This is a genomic window from Acinetobacter sp. B-6, assembly GCF_056930735.1.
Window position 1 is genome coordinate 139,575 of the sequence record NZ_JBXPBY010000008.1, and the last position, 17,801, is coordinate 157,375.

At 39.4% G+C, this 17,801-nt stretch carries 14 protein-coding genes; 7 read left to right on the forward strand and 7 right to left on the reverse strand.

All coding sequences use genetic code 11. The features are described from left to right. Positions 1-23: 23 nt before the first annotated feature. The 3 genes from AC1Z3T_RS11675 to AC1Z3T_RS11685 all read left to right on the forward strand — a co-directional run bounded on the left by AC1Z3T_RS11675 (position 24) and on the right by AC1Z3T_RS11685 (position 3,149). Positions 24-1,034 carry a DUF6708 domain-containing protein gene (locus AC1Z3T_RS11675; RefSeq protein WP_228153660.1) on the forward strand — a complete coding sequence of 337 codons (1,011 nt, stop codon included), beginning with the start codon at positions 24-26 and terminating at the stop codon, positions 1,032-1,034. Positions 1,035-1,059: 25 nt separating this feature from the next. Continuing rightward, a complete protein-coding gene (locus tag AC1Z3T_RS11680) occupies positions 1,060-2,049 on the forward strand; it encodes a hypothetical protein (protein WP_005033917.1) in 990 nt (329 codons plus the stop codon). A 92-nt stretch (positions 2,050-2,141) separates the two neighbouring features. Then, positions 2,142-3,149, forward strand: coding sequence for a DUF6708 domain-containing protein (locus AC1Z3T_RS11685; protein WP_100884476.1), 1,008 nt, complete (start codon positions 2,142-2,144; stop codon positions 3,147-3,149). A 36-nt stretch (positions 3,150-3,185) separates the two neighbouring features. On the opposite strand, the gene AC1Z3T_RS11690 is transcribed toward AC1Z3T_RS11685, so the two are convergent. From AC1Z3T_RS11690 to AC1Z3T_RS11720, 7 genes are all read right to left on the reverse strand, one after another. Continuing rightward, positions 3,186-4,589 carry an efflux transporter outer membrane subunit gene (locus AC1Z3T_RS11690; RefSeq protein WP_100884477.1) on the reverse strand — a complete coding sequence of 468 codons (1,404 nt, stop codon included), beginning with the start codon at positions 4,587-4,589 and terminating at the stop codon, positions 3,186-3,188. A 22-nt stretch (positions 4,590-4,611) separates the two neighbouring features. Next, positions 4,612-6,600, reverse strand: a complete 1,989-nt coding sequence (locus AC1Z3T_RS11695; protein ID WP_004825043.1) for a MacB family efflux pump subunit — start codon at positions 6,598-6,600, stop codon at positions 4,612-4,614. A 2-nt stretch (positions 6,601-6,602) separates the two neighbouring features. Further along, positions 6,603-7,961 (reverse strand): MacA family efflux pump subunit, encoded by a 1,359-nt coding sequence (locus AC1Z3T_RS11700; RefSeq protein WP_100884478.1) that lies wholly within the window; start codon positions 7,959-7,961, stop codon positions 6,603-6,605. Positions 7,962-8,081: 120 nt separating this feature from the next. After that, a complete protein-coding gene (gene holA, locus AC1Z3T_RS11705; protein WP_004825040.1) occupies positions 8,082-9,074 on the reverse strand; it encodes a DNA polymerase III subunit delta in 993 nt (330 codons plus the stop codon). A 4-nt stretch (positions 9,075-9,078) separates the two neighbouring features. After that, positions 9,079-9,612 carry an LPS-assembly lipoprotein LptE gene (locus AC1Z3T_RS11710; protein WP_004825039.1) on the reverse strand — a complete coding sequence of 178 codons (534 nt, stop codon included), beginning with the start codon at positions 9,610-9,612 and terminating at the stop codon, positions 9,079-9,081. A gap of 154 nt (positions 9,613-9,766) precedes the next feature. Further along, positions 9,767-12,403, reverse strand: coding sequence for a leucine--tRNA ligase (leuS, locus tag AC1Z3T_RS11715; RefSeq protein WP_100884479.1), 2,637 nt, complete (start codon positions 12,401-12,403; stop codon positions 9,767-9,769). Between the two features lie 121 nt (positions 12,404-12,524). Continuing rightward, a complete protein-coding gene (locus tag AC1Z3T_RS11720; protein WP_005033900.1) occupies positions 12,525-12,911 on the reverse strand; it encodes a DUF4124 domain-containing protein in 387 nt (128 codons plus the stop codon). A 575-nt stretch (positions 12,912-13,486) separates the two neighbouring features. On the opposite strand from AC1Z3T_RS11720, the gene AC1Z3T_RS11725 reads away from it, so the two are divergent. The 4 genes from AC1Z3T_RS11725 (at position 13,487) to AC1Z3T_RS11740 (ending at position 17,748) form a co-directional block, all read left to right on the forward strand. Continuing rightward, positions 13,487-15,214: an acetolactate synthase 3 large subunit gene (locus AC1Z3T_RS11725; protein ID WP_046759958.1), complete on the forward strand. Its 1,728-nt coding sequence runs from the start codon at positions 13,487-13,489 to the stop codon at positions 15,212-15,214. After that, a complete protein-coding gene (ilvN, locus tag AC1Z3T_RS11730; protein ID WP_004825027.1) occupies positions 15,211-15,702 on the forward strand; it encodes an acetolactate synthase small subunit in 492 nt (163 codons plus the stop codon). Before AC1Z3T_RS11725 ends, ilvN begins: the two co-directional genes overlap by 4 nt. 147 nt (positions 15,703-15,849) lie before the next feature. Then, the gene (gene ilvC, locus AC1Z3T_RS11735; protein WP_004825025.1) at positions 15,850-16,866 is read left to right on the forward strand and encodes a ketol-acid reductoisomerase; all 1,017 of its coding nucleotides are present in this window, start codon (positions 15,850-15,852) and stop codon (positions 16,864-16,866) included. Positions 16,867-16,950: 84 nt separating this feature from the next. Further along, positions 16,951-17,748: a tetratricopeptide repeat protein gene (locus AC1Z3T_RS11740; RefSeq protein ID WP_100884480.1), complete on the forward strand. Its 798-nt coding sequence runs from the start codon at positions 16,951-16,953 to the stop codon at positions 17,746-17,748. The last annotated feature ends 53 nt before the right edge of the window (positions 17,749-17,801 follow it).

Genomic DNA, 17,801 nt, shown 5'->3' on the forward strand with positions numbered 1-17,801 from the left:
GAGATGGGGAGACAGTCTAAATCTTGGCTGACGCTATAAAAATGAACATAAAAGAAAAGAACTACTATTTTGGTTATGATGAATTTAAGAAAAATATTCCTATAGATGTAGCGGATATAGAAAACGTTTTAACGTTGCAAGATCGACATGATTTAAATCATAACTGGTCTTTTTTAAGAATGAATCATGATTATATTGAACTGATTGACCAATATTATGCAAGATTAGGGAAAGGTTTTAGCCCCTTTTTTATGGCTAGTCCAGCATTACTTGCAATGATTATTCTTTTAATCCATACAATAATTAATCCATTTTCTGATAGCGGATTAGGTTTTTATTTATTTTTTTTAATAATGGCTTCAGCTGGATTAATGCTTGCGCTATTTGGATTTTTAAGACCATTATTTAAATATGATAAAGGAAGACCCATTTGCCGACCGATTATTTTTAATCGCAACACTCAAAAAGTGTATTTCTATATCAATGAACAAGAATATTTAGAGAAACATTGGTTAGATGTAACTTATGCTTTAGGTACATCGCAAGGCTTAGGAGGAATGCCAATTTATGAACTTCGAGCACATATCATTGAAGATGGTATTTTAAAAAATACATTCTTGATCGGTTTTCCTAAAATAGGCAATGGTGCATCACTGGGGTTATGGAGCTTTATTTGTCATTATATGCAACATGGTATGGAAGAGCTAAAACCGCATCCACACCCTATGTATGGAACAATTGACCCTTTGAAACAATTAACTTTCTGTCAACGTATGCTGGGTTCAAAAGAAAGTATTCAAGATACATGGAGATCTTTTAGATGTGTGTATTTCAATAATCCATTACCGAGCTATTTTGCATTTCCATTTGACCTTTGTAATTTGATTGCAAGACGAATTTTCTTAACAATTAAACCTCTACCAGTGTGGCATTCAGATGTGGTTAAAGCCAATCAAATGGATAAAATTCGAGAAGAGGAAATCACTTATCGTGATAATTATGAGTTTAAAGAATTTGAAATAAAGGATAAATGAATTTTATTGGGGAGTGGTCTTTTTGTTGAAAAATCCATGGTATTTCGTTCCTCGTACCAAAGTTGGAGAACGTGTAAAGAAGTATCAGCTTTTTAAACTTGATACTTTTGAACTCAAACGAGTAATCAATCATAATTTTTCAGTTGTTCAGATGAACTCTAACTTTATTGAATTCACAAATAAAAATTATGTTTGGAAAGGGAAAAATTTAATCTTTTTATTTTTATTGGCTATTCCTTATGTTCTTTTAGTTCTGTTTGGTAGTTATTTTATTTTAAAAGATGGTGTCGAAGATGAAAAAATTATTATTTATTCGAGCGCTATATTACTAGCATTTGGTGGATTATACGTTTTTATCACAATGTTAATTCCTTTTTTGAAATTCGATTTTTTAAAGCCTCTATATTTACCAGTTTTAATAAGTAGACACAATAATTCGATGACAGTGTGCTCTACAGGGAATAGCACCACTCAGTTTTCATTAGATGATTTGTATTTTGATATTGTTCAATCACAAGGTGTCGTTGGACTCCCTTTGTATGAGTTACATGCCTATATCCTTGATGGTGAAGTGATAAAACATGATATACAGTTGGGTACACCGAATATTCATAAAGACTATATAGAAGGCTTTTTATTGTTTATTAAAACTTATGTAGAACAGGGACCTGAAGCGTTGTACTACAGAAAAGGAATAGACGACCCTGAGCAAGATTATAAAAGTAAATTAACCTATTGCTATGATATTCAAGAGAAAAAAGAATCCTTTAAGCAAAGTTGGCAAACCGTGTTTATCAATCATTTTCAGACACCACTCTATGCGCTTATTTTTGCTGTACCTGAATTTGTAAGATTCTTTGGACGACGAATCACAGTTGTTTTTTCAAAGCCATTTTATTGGAGTGAAACGCTGAAAAAGGAGCATGTTGTAGATGAAAATGATCCCTATAGTGTGACAGCAAAAGACAATTTGAAATTTGGTTTTTTTAGTGTGAAAGAGAAGCAGCATGAATAATGAAGCTTTATACATATTCAGTTTAAAACTAAAGATAGCAGATAAAGCACGAGAAGGGGATTTTATCTTAAACCATATTGAATAGGTCAAATATGCTTAATGGTACATTACAATATCCAGTGTATAACAATGCTAGGTACCTAACACCTAAAGAAAAGCAAAATATTCTTTCGAAGAAAATAGCTTATAAATCAAGTGTGTTTCATGGCTATCACTTTGTAAAAATGAACTCTACCTATATGGAATGTGTAAATAACAGCTTCTTTTTAAAAGGTAATTCCTATTTTAATTTGCTTGGAGTTCTTTTTATAGCAGTTCCAGTTATTTTGATTGTTTGGCTCATATTTTTTTATATAACAGTAATTCGTGATGCTGAAAGTTTACTCGGCTTCATCGTCGTTTTTTCTCCAATGCATATTTTATTTTCTTTTATTTTTTATGTTTTTTACAAAGGTTATCAAAATTTTAAAAAGTATGAAAAATTAGGCTATAACTATTATCCAATCCGCTTCAATAGAAAAAATCGAAAAGTCTATGTTTATGATGTCAGTGGTCAAATATTCACAGGTGATTGGAATGAAATTGACTTTATTTTAAATCATCGACTGGGAGGCTACGAGGGCACTTTTTGGGAGATCAAGGGGTTTATCAAGGATAACAATGGCTTGATTACTTACACCTTTGCTTTTGCACTGAGTAAGCATAAAAAGCAAGAAACGCTAGAAATATGGCAGTTTATTAAAGAGTATATGAATAACGGACCTGAAAAGCTTTATTTTAATAAACATACAGTAGAAACGAGTCCTCGTTTAGTACCTGAGAAATTAAGCTATTGTTTAAATATTGAAGCACAGCCTGAGTCTTTAGAAGCCAGTAAGGAAATTGTTGCATTAGATTATCAAAGTGAAATTCGATCATTCTACTCAAGGGCAATGATTAAAATTTTAGGTGCAACGCGCAATAAATTTATTTGTGCTGATAAACAACCGAAATGGTCTCAACAAGTTGAAAATGAATGTCAGGTTGATGCTACAGACCCCTATGTTGTTGATGCTTCGACAACATACCAACTCGATACTTTTGGAAAAATAATCAAATAAAAAAGCCCCGAAGGACTTTCTTATCTCAATAAATTTTTAAGGCATCTGCTGAATCGGACTACCACCTAAAGCCTGCATCAACGTCACATAAGCGTTGTACTGGCTTTGTTTGGTTTGTACCAAAGCCAAACGAGCGCTACGTGTTGTTTCCTGGGCATCCAAAAGATTTTTTAAAGCAATCGCACCATTACGATAACGAACATCAGTCAAACGTTCAGTTTTTTCTGCAAGTTCAAGATTCTTTTGTTGTAGTGCAACTTGTTTATCTAATTCAGTTCGATTCGATAACGCATTTTCCGTGTCTGCAAAAGCTTGATATAGGGTATTGCGGTATTGAACGATGGCTTTTTCATAGTCCAATTCACTAATCTTTAGGTTCTTTTGCATATCGTTATATTGTAAAAACGGTAAGCTTAGACTTGCACCTAAAGTAAGCGCAGGATTTTTCAGTAAATTGGTCAGAGAGGTGCTGGTCGAACCTAGATTTCCAGTCAAGCTAATAGATGGATAATAACTTGCTTTGGTCGCATCTTTGGTGGCTAAAGACTCACGTAAACGTAACTCAGCAGCTCTCAAATCTGGACGACGTGACAAAATATCTGCGGGCAATCCTGCCGCAATTTCAGGTAAACGAATCTGTGGCAACTGTTGAGGTTCTTGAATATTCAGCTGTTGTACTGGAATCTGCAATAACACAGCCAAAGCAGTACGTGCTTCAACACGCTGTTGTTCAATCTGACTTAAGCTTGCTTTTTGGCTTTGTACAGACTGTTCAGCTTGAGTTAAATCCAGCCCTGAAACAGCACCTGCACGGTATTGAGTGCGCACCAATTCATAGGTTTTTTGGGTAGAGGCTAAGCTTTGTTGTGCAGAGCTATAGCGTTCATTTAAATAACCCAATTGCCAGTATAAATTTGCGGTTGTACCAATTAAGGTTTGTCCTGTCGCTTGCAAGTCTTGTTCAGTGGCTAACGACTCCCACTTAGAGGCTTCAGTCTGACGAGCCAGTTTACCAAATAAATCAACTTCATAACTTACGCCAGCACTGAGCGATAGACCTCTGGCAGCATCATCACCCGAGTTGAGATCAAAGCTATGCCCAGTTGAAACACTTGAATTGACACGTGGTCCTTGTTGATCACGTGCTAACCCAGCTCTTAATCGTGCAGTTTGTAAATTGATCCCTGCGACAGCCAAATCAGCATTTCGTTCAATCACTTGATTGACCAATTGATTGAGTTGTGTATCGCCAAATAAAGTCCACCATTGGTCTGCATAAAGATCAGCTTGAACTTGTTGAGATTTTGCTTTGTCATAAGCAAAACCATTAGGGATTTGTACCGCAGGTGCTTCATACGGGGTTTTTACCACAGCAGCACATCCCACCAGTGAGCTTCCAAGAATCAAGGCTGTTGCAAGTTTGCTTAAATTCATTTGCATTAATATTTTCCTTATTCTTCGGTTATTCACGTGAAAGTGCATCGACAGGATTCAACTGCGCGGCATTTCGTGCTGGGATAAATCCAAACACCACACCAATCAAAGTTGAACATACAAATGCTGCGATGATCGAAGTACTTGAATACGCCATTTGGAAACTGCCTTTGGCAATATGTCCGATCAACTGTCCAATACCTAATGAAAGTAAGACACCTAATATTCCGCCTAAAATACACACCAAAATCGCTTCAATCAGAAACTGTTGTAGAATATCGCTTTGTCGTGCACCCACCGCCATACGTACCCCAATTTCCTGAGTACGTTCCGTCACGGAAACCAGCATAATATTCATTACACCGATCCCACCCACCACAAGCGAAATCACTGCAATTGCAGACACCAACAAGGTCATGGTTTGGGTGGTTTGTTCAATGGTTTGACGGATACTGTCAGAGTTTTGTGTAAAGACATCTTGTGCACCGTGGCGCTGTTCTAACAAGCTTAAAATGGCATTTTCAGCCACAGCGGTCGGGTAGGTGTCTTTGACACGAACAATGATGCTACGTACATTAGACTGCCCTAACATGCGACTCATCACGGTTGAGTAAGGGAGATAGACATTTAGGCTATCAGAACTCATAAAGCCTTGTTGTGCATCAATGACCCCGATGATTCGACTCGGAACACTGCCCAATAAAATCACTTGCCCTAACGGGTCAGTACCATCAGCAAAGAATGTCTTTTTGGTGTTGGAGTCAATCACGACATCCTGTGCACGTTGAGTCACACTTTGTTTGTCAAAAGGTTGACCTGCGACAAACTCTAAACCTCTTACATTGAAGAAGTCTGCACTTACGCCATTTACGGTGGCTGCTGCTTCGGTATCTTTAAATCGCGCTGTAACGCTACTGTTCACTGTTGGGCTAACTGCTTCAACATAGGGCTGTTCAGATAGTGCATCAGCATCTGCGGGCACAAGGGTTTTAAATTGAGCTGTCTTTGAGTTGTCACCAAAGCCTCGACCCTGAAAGACCGTAATAGTATTGGTACCTAAACTGCTGATGTTTTCCAAAATTTGTTTTTGTGAGCCATTTCCGAGTGCAACGACAGACACCACGGATGCAATCCCGATAATGATCCCCAACATGGTCAGGAAAGTACGCATACGATGTGCATTCATTGCGAGCAAAGCCATACGGAAAGCTTCGGCAAAACGATCTAGTGCTGAACGCCAACGAGATGATTTTTTTCGACTGGATTTGGGTTCTGCATCTGCAACAACCTCAATCACATCGTCATGTTCTGGAACGTTAGGCTTATCTGCAATAATATTCCCGTCACTGATTTCAATAATACGTGTCGCATTTTTTGCGACATTCATATCATGTGTAACCAAAATGATGGTATGACCTTTGGCATTTAGCTCGCGCAAGATGCGCATCACTTCGATACCGCTATTTTTATCCAATGCGCCTGTTGGCTCATCGGCAAGAATAACATCACCACCATTCATCAAGGCACGGGCAATCGAAACACGCTGTTGCTGACCGCCTGAAAGTTGATTTGGACGGTTTTCAGTTTTTTCACCAAGTCCAAGATCAGTCAGGATTTCATGCGAGCGCTTTTGACGAACGGTGGGGTCCATACCTGCATAAATTGCAGGGACTTCGACGTTTCCAGCAGCATTCAAATCACCCAATAAGTGATAGCGCTGGAAGATAAAGCCAAAATACTCACGACGTAACTGAGCCAGCTCATCAGGTTCAAGTTTACGGGTTTCACGCCCATTTACCTGATAGCTTCCCGATGTTGGCTGATCCAGACAACCCAAAATATTCATCAAGGTCGATTTACCAGAACCAGACTGACCAACGATGGCAACCAACTCACCCGGATAAATCTTTAAATTAATACTTTTTAAAATCTGAATAGTGGATTCACCCGCAGGGAACTCACGTATCAGATTACTAACCTCGAGTAGAGGTTTGATCTGATGATTGTTCTGATCCATGCTTAGAGTCTCATTGGGCCATTTCTGTTGCTACGTTTTGCAGAATCATTCGACGTGTCTGAACCATCGGCGAGAATCACTTGATCACCTTCATTTAAGCCACGTAACACTTCTGCTGTAACACGATTATTTAAACCAATTAATACTTGTTTACGTTTGGCGCTGCCATCAGCCTGTAAAACACGAACGATTGCAACGGATGCTTTACCTTGATCTAGCAAAGCTTTCTCGTCTGCGGTTAACTCAAGACGCTCTGGGCGATCTGCTGCATTTTGTCCCTCTTTATGGGTTTGACCTTGAGCAGAAGAAGTCGGGCGATTTGAATTTGCTCCAGATTGACCATTTGATTTATTGGCGCGTTGTGGACGATTTGAAGCTTGAAGTGCAGCTGCAGGAACAGTCAAAGCATTTTTAGCTTCCGCTAAAATAATATAAACCTGAGCTGTCATATCAATACGCAACTTGCCATCATCATTTGGCACATCGAAGAGCGCATTATAATAAATCGCAGTGCTTGATGACGATGATGAAGAATTGCTGGTTGTTTCTGTATTGATTGATTCAGGTGCAGGCTCTACTTGACGCAGTGTTGCATAACGTTTTTTCTCACTGTCTCCCAGTGTTGTGAAATAAACTTTTTGACCTTCCTGAACTTTCATGACATCAGCTTCTGATACTTGGGCTTTGATGGTCATGGTGTCAAGTTTAGCAAGCTTCACAATCGTTGGAGCGCTTTGATTCGCGTTAACGGTTTGACCTTCTTCAGTCACAATTGCAACCACAGTACCATCCATCGGCGCAACAATACGGGTATAACCTAAGTTTTCTTGTGAGGTTGCCAGTGTCAGTTTAGATTGTTCAATTTGCGCATTCATCGATGCAATATCGGCTTGTGCTGTCTTAAACGCAGCCAACGCACTGTCGTAATCAGCCTTAGATGTCGCATCTTGTGCATACATATTCTTCTGACGATTATATTCAGCTTCAGCCTTGGCTAAAGTGGCTTGTTTTGTGGTCAATTGTGCCTGTTGGTTTTTAATACTTGCTTCTGCTGTTTTTAAATCGTTGGTTTGTCGTACAGAATCAATTTGTGCGATCAATTGTCCTTGTTTGACTTGATCTCCCAGCTTTACATACATTTTTTTGACCTGACCAGAAACCTGTGCACCCACACTGACCATTTTGGTTGCTTCCAAGTCACCTGTTGCAAGTACAGAATCTTCAATATCTCCACGGGTTACTTCAGCAGTAATATACTGAGGCTGTGTATTTTTTGGTTTTAATGTGTACCATGCGATTGCTGCGACGATCGCTACACAGGCCGCTATAAAAATGGCTTTGGCTGGTTTTATTTTTGGCATAGCAATAATGAGACTGAGAGAAAAATTGATCAAATTATAATGATGAATTAAGGATAAAGCGTGAATTTTTTATAATAAATAGAAATGAGAATTATTCTAGTTGATCTTTGTGATTAAAAATTAAGCATTGATAAATAAAGACTTTCCACACAACTCTGCAATACATTGTTGAATGATATGTTCTGGTTTTTCTTGACTAAGCCCTTTAATAGCAGCATCAATGCGTAATAAAAGTGTCGGCCATGTTAAAAACGATTGTGGATTTAAACGTCTAAGTGCTTGTTGGTACAAAGAAATTTTTGTTTTCCAAATGCCAAGTTGTAAAGCATTTTGTGGCTGTTCATACAATTGCATCAAAAGACGCATTTCTTTACTAATGGTCCATAAAATTAAACTATCAGGTTCTCCAGACTCCAAAAGATATTGGAAAATCTTAATGGCTAAAGCTAAATTTCCAGCGATCAATGCATCGCTTAAATCAAAAGTGCTGTAGCGGGATTGATCTTGTAAGCATTGTTGTAAATGGTCGATTTCAATCTGTTTTTGATCGGGGAATGTATCTGCAACACGCATTAAACTGTTTTTAGCAGCCAATAAATTGTGTTCATGATGTTGTTCAAGCCATACCCATGCATCTTGATTGAGTTGAATACCAAGTTGTTCTGCTTCAATTACCAAGATGCGCTGACGGTCTTGTGGGTAATTCGCCGTCAATGCAACAACTACACCGTTGGCTTCAACCGTTTGGAAGAAAGCAGATTTTAAACTACTTGAATCCTGCTTTGGCATCACGATTACAAGTAAATTGTGTTCGTTATGTTGAATATATTGTTTGAGTTGTTTTAATCCATTGGCATCTGGCTTGATATTGCCATGCACTTCAAGTGCGAGATGTTGTGAAAATAAAGACAGGCTGTTTAAAGCATTAAAAACATTTTTCCAGTCTGAAACACTATTTAAATCATGACGCTGTCTTTCAATTTCATGCTTTGCCCAGCTTTTTCTTAATGCATCAAGCAAATTTTGCTCTAACAGTGGCTCTTGACCATGTAAAATCCAAACACCGCGCGCTTCATCAACACGTTTAAGGGCTTGTAAATAGTCAAGTTTCATAAGTTTATTGTGCTACTGGTTGGGTGGTAATATTTCTAGCTTTCGGTAAGCGGTTGGCTGCAATTTGACGAGACATTTGTTGAGCGATGTCATCAATCAAAATTTGGCTTAAATATTTATATTGTTGGTCATCGGTATTGACTGTCGCAACATCATATTGATAACTACGAGAGGCAGTCAATGTACGAGGTTCTGTAATTGGATTTCCTTGTTTGTCCTCAATCTGGAAAGTTACAGTGAGACGCAGTAAGGTTTCAACCAATTTACCATTGAGCTCATGGCGTACAGGTTTGTAACTGAGTACACGTAACACATAGGCATCATTCGCATTACTGAGTTGGACACCCGTTGCAGTCAAATAAACACTGAGTTTTTTCTCAAGATCTTCTGTATTTTCAGGTAGAACCAACTGTAATTTGGTATAAACCAAAGGCGTTGCTTGAGTATTGGTTCCCTTTAAATGAAAGCCACAACCGACTAAGCCCGCACTCAGACCCAAAGTTAATACAACTGCTGCAACACGTTGAACCAAATGCATGCTTTGTCCTCATGATATTTCATTAAAATATGAAATATTTAATCTTGATAAATTGTCCACATTTTAGAATCAAAGCCCGTTGAATGACAACGGGCTTTGTTTGGGTTTTGTTTATCGCATTAAGTCCCTCTTAGAAAGAGAGGCTTAAAAACTTTTAAACCACCAAATTCACTAATTTATTCGGCACAACAATTTCTTTCTTGGTTGGACCCGTCAAGAACTGTTGAACTTCTGGAAGTGCTTTCGCTAAGGTCAATAACTCATCTTTTGATGCATCTACAGACACTTCTAACTTACCACGAAGCTTACCATTTACCTGAACCACAATAGTTTGTGTATTACGAGTGAGTGCTGACTCATCCACAGTCGGGAACAAGACCGAAGTCAAGTCAACATTAAACTCAGCCAATAAAGTTTGACTTAAGTGTGGTGCAAAAGGTGCAAGCAAGGTCAATAGGGTAATAATCGCTTCACGTTCAACAGCGACATCATTGTCATCTTTTGCTTCAAACTTATTGCTGGCATTGAGTAATTCCATCAATGCTGCAATGGCTGTATTGAATGCATGACGACGTTCAATATCATCACCTACCTTTTGAATGGTTTCGTGAGTTTTACGACGTAAATCTTGTGCTTCTGTTGAAAGTTTAGCTGCATCAATCGCAGTTGCAGTATTGCCTTTTTCAAGGAACCCAGCTACCAAACGCCAAACACGTTTTAAGAAACGGTTTGCCCCTTCAACACCTGCATCCGACCATTCCAATGATTGATCAGGTGGCGCAGCAAACATCATAAATACGCGGGCAGTATCTGCGCCGTATTGGTCAATAATTGCTTGTGGATCGATGCCGTTATTTTTTGACTTCGACATTTTTTCTTGTCCGCCAACGACAACTTCTTGCCCATCGCCATTATATTTAGCAGAAACTATGCGACCTTTTTCGTCTTTTTCTAACTCAATATCCGCAGGATTGAACCAGGTTTTTTTACCACTTTCAGCTTCGCGGTAGAACGTATCCGCCAAGACCATACCTTGAGTCAGTAAGTTGGTGAATGGTTCGTTGCCTTGTACCACACCTTCATCACGCATTAACTTATGGAAGAAACGTGCATAAAGAAGATGAAGAATGGCATGTTCTACACCGCCAATATACTGGTTCACTGGCAACCATGACTGTGCAGCTTCAGGTTTTACCATACCACCAGTAAAATCAGGAGAAGCATAACGCGCATAGTACCAAGAAGATTCAACGAATGTATCCAAAGTATCCGTTTCACGACGGGCATCACCACCACAGCTTGGACATTTTGTTTGATAGAATTCAGGCATTTTGTTTAAAGGATTACCTGAACCATCTGGTACGACATCTGTCGGAAGCACAACAGGGAGTTGGTCTTCAGGAACAGTGACTTGACCACACTTGTCACAGTTAATCATTGGAATTGGGCAACCCCAGTAACGTTGACGAGAAACACCCCAGTCACGTAAACGGAATTGAACTTTAGAACTTGCCAATGATTGTGGTTCTAATTTTGCAAGAAAAGCGTCAAAAGCAGCTTGGAATGTTAAGCCATCAAATTCGCCAGAATTAACCAATTTACCTTCTTTAGAACCGTACCACTCTTGCCACGTTGATGCAGAATATTCGGCATCATCTGCACCTTTGGCATCGATGACTTGTTTGATTGGCAAATTAAATTTATTGGCAAACTCAAAGTCACGTTCATCGTGCGCAGGAACAGCCATGACTGCACCTGAGCCGTAGGACATCAATACATAGTTGGCAATCCAGACTGGAATTTCTTCACCAGTCACAGGATGCTTCACCGATAAGCCTGTTGCCATGCCTTTCTTTTCAGCGGTTGCCAAGTCTGCTTCTGCCACTGAACCCATACGGCATTCTTCAATAAATGCAGCAAGTTCAGGCTGTCCAGCTTCTGATTGGATCGCGGCAGCTTTCAACGCCATTGGATGTTCAGCTGCAACTGCAACATAGGTTACACCCATGAGCGTGTCAGCACGTGTGGTATAAACCGTCAAACCATCGGCATAAACTTCTGGGTTCGCAGACGGGAAGGTGATGTCCATACCCGTTGAACGACCAATCCAGTTACGCTGCATGGTCAATACTTGTTGTGGCCAACCGTCTTTTAGTGTGTCGAGATCATCTAAGAGTTCTTGCGCATAGTCTGTGATGCGGAAGTAGTACATTGGAATATCACGCTTTTCTACCAATGCACCTGAGCGCCAGCCACGACCGTTTTCAACTTGCTCATTGGCAAGAACAGTTTGGTCAACTGGATCCCAGTTTACTGTAGAGAGTTTGCGATAAATCAGTCCTTTTTTATACAGTTGGACAAATAACCATTGTTCCCAGTGATAATATTCTGGTGTACATGTTGCAAATTCGCGGTCCCAATCAACAGACAAACCAAGTTTTTTCAATTGGTCGCGCATATATGCGATGTTTTCAAACGTCCATTTTGCAGGCGCAACTTGATGTGCAATTGCTGCATTTTCAGCAGGCAGACCAAAAGCATCCCACCCCATAGGTTGCAGGACAGTTTCACCCTTGAGACGGTGAAAACGACTAATCACATCGCCAATCGTATAGTTCCGCACATGACCCATATGCAGTTTGCCACTTGGATAAGGGAACATCGAGAGGATATAACGACGTGGACCTTCTACAGTGTCGGCAACTTTAAACGATTTACGATCTTCCCAGTCTTTCTGGACTTGAGGTTCAATCGCACTAGCTTGATATTCAGGATCAATATGAGTAGTCATAAACGTATTTTGAGAACAATGGTTAAAAAACTGTGTTGCACAGCATAGCGCAAAATACACCTAAAAGTGAATTTTGCGCGTTTTTAAATATGAAAAACTTGCAATTTTGTTCTTAATTGAACTAGCGAAGCGTTGAATCGCTATTGGTATTATTTTGTGGAATCACTGTAGGTTGTTGTAGCTGTGGTGGATTCACGACAGGAACATTATTTACAGGTTGTCCATTTTGAGGAGCATTTTGCTGCGTATTGGATGGATTGTTTTGTGGGGCTGTCTGTTGGGCTGTAGGTTGGTTGGTCGGTGAAGGCGTGCCACGATAACCATAAGTGTCGACTTTAGTTTTATTGCGTGCATTTTTAGGTGGTGGTGTCGTGGTGTAATGGGTAGAGCCGTTACTGTCGACCCACTTATAATACTGTTTTGCATGACTGGTTGCAGCAGTCACAGACAACAAAGCAAAAATGGTCGATACAAAAACTGTGTGTGTAAAGCGTTGGTGTTGTTTCATGGTGCAGAACCTTTGCGTCAATTTTTATTCAGACTAAAGCTAGAAATAGTTATAGCGTCTAATATACAACGGATTGTTTTAGCTTGATCTGGATATTTTTTAAATTGTATTTATTTTATACAAAAATATAAGTTTTAAAATAATTCTTTTGCAATTTTATTGAGTTATAAGTGATTGAAATTTTATTTATAATACACTTAAAAAAAAGGAATAGTTTTAAAAATAAACGGTTGGTAAATAATCAATAAAAACCTTATGAGAAACCTTGACTTTGTTCGCTAAAACTACAAAAATGCTTGCTCAAGTTTCAGATGTTTTTTTCGATCACCCTTCGAATAAAAGTATCAAAGCAAGCAATAACATTTTCTCTAAGCCGAGAAAATGACCAATACCGAAACATGTTTATCCCAACATATTTCAGTGATTCATACAGCCCACACGGTTGCGTGACGATTTATTTTTTTATTGCTGCAAAAACGAGTCAATATGTGTGCTATAACAGAGCGCACAATCAATGAATGAAACACAGTCTATGTCTCCCATAGTGCTGTGGAAAAAAGATTAGGGTGAATACGTTGGAACTTTTATCTGGTGGTGAAATGCTTGTTCGTGCATTGGCGGACGAAGGCGTTGAACATGTTTTTGGATACCCAGGCGGCGCAGTATTACATATTTATGATGCGCTATTTAAACAAGATAAAATTAATCATTACCTCGTGCGTCATGAGCAAGCTGCTGGTCACATGGCAGATGCATACTCACGCGTGACAGGTAAAACAGGTGTCGTACTGGTCACTTCTGGACCTGGCGCAACCAATACCGTAACACCAATCGCCACAGCTTATATGGACTCAATCCCAATGGTGATTTTGTCTGGACAGGTTGCAAGCCATCTGATTGGTGAAGACGCATTCCAAGAAACAGATATGGTGGGGATTTCTCGTCCAATCGTAAAACATAGTTTCCAAGTGCGTCATGCAAGTGAAATTCCTGCAATAATTAAAAAAGCATTTTATATCGCTTCTTCTGGACGTCCGGGTCCTGTTGTTGTTGATATTCCAAAGGATGCGACCAATCCTGCAGAAAAATTTGCGTATGAATATCCTGAAAAAGTAAAAATGCGTTCTTACCAGCCTCCGCATCGAGGTCATTCAGGTCAAATTCGTAAAGCAATTGATGAATTGGTGAATGCAAAGCGCCCAGTGATTTATACGGGTGGTGGTGTGGTTCAGGGCAATGCTTCTGAATTACTCACGGAATTGGCGCATTTATTAAATTATCCAGTGACCAATACCTTGATGGGTTTAGGTGCTTTTTCTGGAAATGATCCGCAATTCGTAGGCATGCTCGGAATGCATGGTACTTACGAAGCCAATATGACCATGGCAAATGCTGACGTTATTTTAGCAATCGGCGCACGTTTTGATGACCGTGTAACCAACAATCCTGCTAAATTCTGTCCAAATGCTAAAGTCATTCATATTGATATTGACCCTGCTACCATTTCGAAAACGATTATGGCGCATATCCCAATCGTCGGTGCGGTAGAACCTGTACTTCAAGAGATGTTGGTTCAGTTGAAGCAAATGAATGTTTCAAAGCCAAATCCAGAAGCGATTGCAGATTGGTGGGCACAAATCAATGAATGGCGCAAAGTTCATGGTTTGAAGTATGAAGCAGGTCAAGATGGTGTGATGAAGCCACAACAAGTGGTTGAAGCATTGGATAAGATTACCAATAGTCAAGCAATCATTACTTCTGATGTTGGTCAACATCAAATGTTTGGTGCCTTGTATTATAAGTATACTCGCCCACGCCAATGGATTAACTCAGGTGGTTTGGGGACAATGGGTGTAGGTTTGCCTTATGCAATGGCGGCAAAATTGGCATTCCCAGATCAACAGGTGGTGTGTATTACAGGTGAAGCATCTATTCAGATGTGTATCCAAGAGCTTTCTACATGTAAGCAATATGGCTTAAATGTGAAAATTCTTTGCTTAAATAACCGTGCTTTAGGAATGGTTAAGCAGTGGCAAGATATGAACTATGAAGGACGTCATTCAAGTTCTTATGTTGAATCTTTACCTGATTTTCCAAAACTTATGGAAGCATACGGGCATGTTGGTATCCAGATTGACCATGCAGATGAGCTTGAATCTAAGCTTCAAGAAGCGATGGCGATCGACGATAAATGTGTGTTTATCAATGTCATGGTTGACCGTACAGAGCATGTATATCCAATGCTGATTGCAGGTCAGTCAATGAAAGATATGTGGTTGTCTAAAGGGGAGCGTACTGAATGAGACATATAATTTCTGTACTCGTTGAAAACGAAGCTGGTGCGCTTTCTCGTTTGGTGGGGTTGTTTTCTCAACGTAACTACAACATTGAAACTTTAAATGTAGCACCAACTGAAGATCCAACCATGTCGCGTTTGACATTGACGACTTATGGTGATGATCACAAGATCGAGCAGATTACCAAGCAACTCAACAAATTGGTTGAAGTGGTGAAGGTGGTTGATCTGTCTGAGGGTGCGCACATTGAGCGTGAACTGATGCTGATTAAAGTCAAAGCATTAGGTTCTGCACGTGCCGAGATCAAACGCACTGCGGATATTTTCCGTGCGCAAATTGTCGATGTAACACCAACGACTTATACCATTCAGATTGCGGGTACAACAGAAAAAATTGACGGCTTTATTGATGCGCTTGCAGAGAACACAATTTTAGAAGTGGTTCGTTCTGGCGTATCAGGTATTGCCCGCGGTGAAAAAGTTCTTTCACTGTAATTTATTCAACCCTTAATTAATTATTTGATTTTTTATTCCCTCATGTATAACCTCTTCTCGGAATAGAAGAGGGACTTAGACTAGAAGATTCCAAACAAAAATCTTCAGGATAAGAAGAGGAAACACAGCATTATAGCGGAGACAGCAATGCAAATTTTTTATGATAAAGACTGCGACTTATCTATCATCCAAGGTAAAAAAGTAGCGATCATTGGCTACGGTTCACAAGGTCACGCACATGCGCTTAACCTTAAAGATTCAGGTGTAGACGTTACTGTTGGTTTACGTGCTGGTTCAACTTCTTGGAAAAAAGCTGAGAATGCAGGTCTTAAAGTTGCTGAAGTTCCAGCTGCTGTTGCTCAAGCTGATTTAGTCATGATTTTGACGCCGGATGAGTTCCAATCACAACTTTATCGTGATGTGATTGAACCAAACATCAAAGAAGGCGCAACTTTGGCATTTGCTCATGGTTTCTCTGTTCTTTATAACCAAGTTGTTCCGCGTAAAGATTTAGATGTAATCATGGTTGCACCAAAAGCGCCTGGTCACACTGTACGTTCAGAGTTCCAACGTGGTTCAGGTGTTCCTGATTTGATTGCGATCCATCAAGATGCTTCTGGTAATGCACGTAATGTTGCACTTTCTTATGCTTCTGGCGTAGGTGGTGGTCGTACAGGAATCATCGAAACTTCATTCCGTGAAGAAACTGAAACTGACTTATTCGGTGAGCAAGCAGTTCTTTGTGGTGGTGCGGTTGAATTGGTTAAAATGGGTTATGAAACGCTTGTTGAAGCGGGTTATGCACCAGAAATGGCTTATTTCGAATGCTTACACGAACTTAAATTAATCGTTGATTTGATGTTCGAAGGCGGTATCGCAGACATGAACTATTCAGTATCAAACAATGCTGAATATGGTGAATATGTGACTGGTGTTGAAGTGATCAACGAGCAATCACGTGAAGCGATGCGTAATGCGCTTAAACGTATCCAATCTGGTGAATATGCGAAGATGTTCATTCAAGAAGGTGCGTTGAACTATCCATCAATGACTGCTCGCCGTCGTCAAAATGCAGCGCACGGTATTGAAGTAACAGGTTCTAAGTTACGTGCAATGATGCCTTGGATTCAAGCGAACAAAATCGTTGATAAAGAAAAGAACTAATTTTTAGTTTTACCAAAGCCCACTCTTTTGAGTGGGTTTTTTTATGCTATATTTTAGATAAATTGAATAATAAAGTCGCACAAAATGGAATTAAAAAAACAATTTACCTTGATTGGTTCGTTGAGTTATTTTGCTATAAGTTTGACGTTTGCGCAAAATATAGTTGTAGAAGCTACTCGGCATACATCTCAGTCTGAATCGAGTAATGTTAAAAATTTGGAAAAGAATGTGCTTGATGAAAAGCTTGCCTATGATGCTTTAGAAAAAGCCAATCAGTATTTAATCGCGGGACATCCGCAACAGGCGATTGTAACCTTACACACGGCAATTCAATATTTTGAAAAATATCAAAATAGTCGTCAATATGTCCTTTATGCTGCCAGCGGAACAGCTGAAACCTTACTGTATCTAACGCTTGATATCGGAAAGCAAAAAGATATTAGAGTCTTTTCAGGAACTTGGGCTGACTTATATTTTCAAACAGCTTATGCCTATATTGAAATGAGTGATTGGAGCAATGCACAGTCAGCGTTACAAAAAGCATTGTTATTGTCTCCTTTTAATAGTGGGTATTTAAAAGAACTGGGATTTATTCAGCAAGCACAAAAACAGTGGCAAGCATCATTAGAAAGTTTTAAAGCAGCTGAAGAGTATGTGTATTTGGTTGAGCCTGAGCAGAAAAGATTGGCGATTCAGCAGGGTGTAAGGCGTAGTCTAGGAGTAAGTTTAATTGAATTAAATCAACTGGATGAAGCGGTTAAATATTTTAATCAGGTGTTAGAAGCTGATCCGTCTGACTCAAAGGCGCGTAATGAATTAAAATACATTGATGAGTTGAAGAAAAAAGGTGATATTGCCAAACAGCCAATTGGTCGCGTTTAGATTCCGATCTTTTAAATCATCTAAGGGGCGCAATAATTAACTTATAAAAAATT

Coding starts and splice junctions, on each gene's coding strand:
- AC1Z3T_RS11685 (WP_100884476.1), top strand. CDS start 2,142: ATGCTTAATGGTACATTACAATATCCAGTGTATAACAATGCTAGGTAC.
- AC1Z3T_RS11690 (WP_100884477.1), bottom strand. CDS start 4,589: ATGCAAATGAATTTAAGCAAACTTGCAACAGCCTTGATTCTTGGAAGC.
- AC1Z3T_RS11695 (WP_004825043.1), bottom strand. CDS start 6,600: ATGGATCAGAACAATCATCAGATCAAACCTCTACTCGAGGTTAGTAAT.
- AC1Z3T_RS11700 (WP_100884478.1), bottom strand. CDS start 7,961: ATGCCAAAAATAAAACCAGCCAAAGCCATTTTTATAGCGGCCTGTGTA.
- holA (WP_004825040.1), bottom strand. CDS start 9,074: ATGAAACTTGACTATTTACAAGCCCTTAAACGTGTTGATGAAGCGCGC.
- AC1Z3T_RS11710 (WP_004825039.1), bottom strand. CDS start 9,612: ATGCATTTGGTTCAACGTGTTGCAGCAGTTGTATTAACTTTGGGTCTG.
- leuS (WP_100884479.1), bottom strand. CDS start 12,403: ATGACTACTCATATTGATCCTGAATATCAAGCTAGTGCGATTGAACCT.
- AC1Z3T_RS11720 (WP_005033900.1), bottom strand. CDS start 12,911: ATGAAACAACACCAACGCTTTACACACACAGTTTTTGTATCGACCATT.
- ilvN (WP_004825027.1), top strand. CDS start 15,211: ATGAGACATATAATTTCTGTACTCGTTGAAAACGAAGCTGGTGCGCTT.
- ilvC (WP_004825025.1), top strand. CDS start 15,850: ATGCAAATTTTTTATGATAAAGACTGCGACTTATCTATCATCCAAGGT.
- AC1Z3T_RS11740 (WP_100884480.1), top strand. CDS start 16,951: ATGGAATTAAAAAAACAATTTACCTTGATTGGTTCGTTGAGTTATTTT.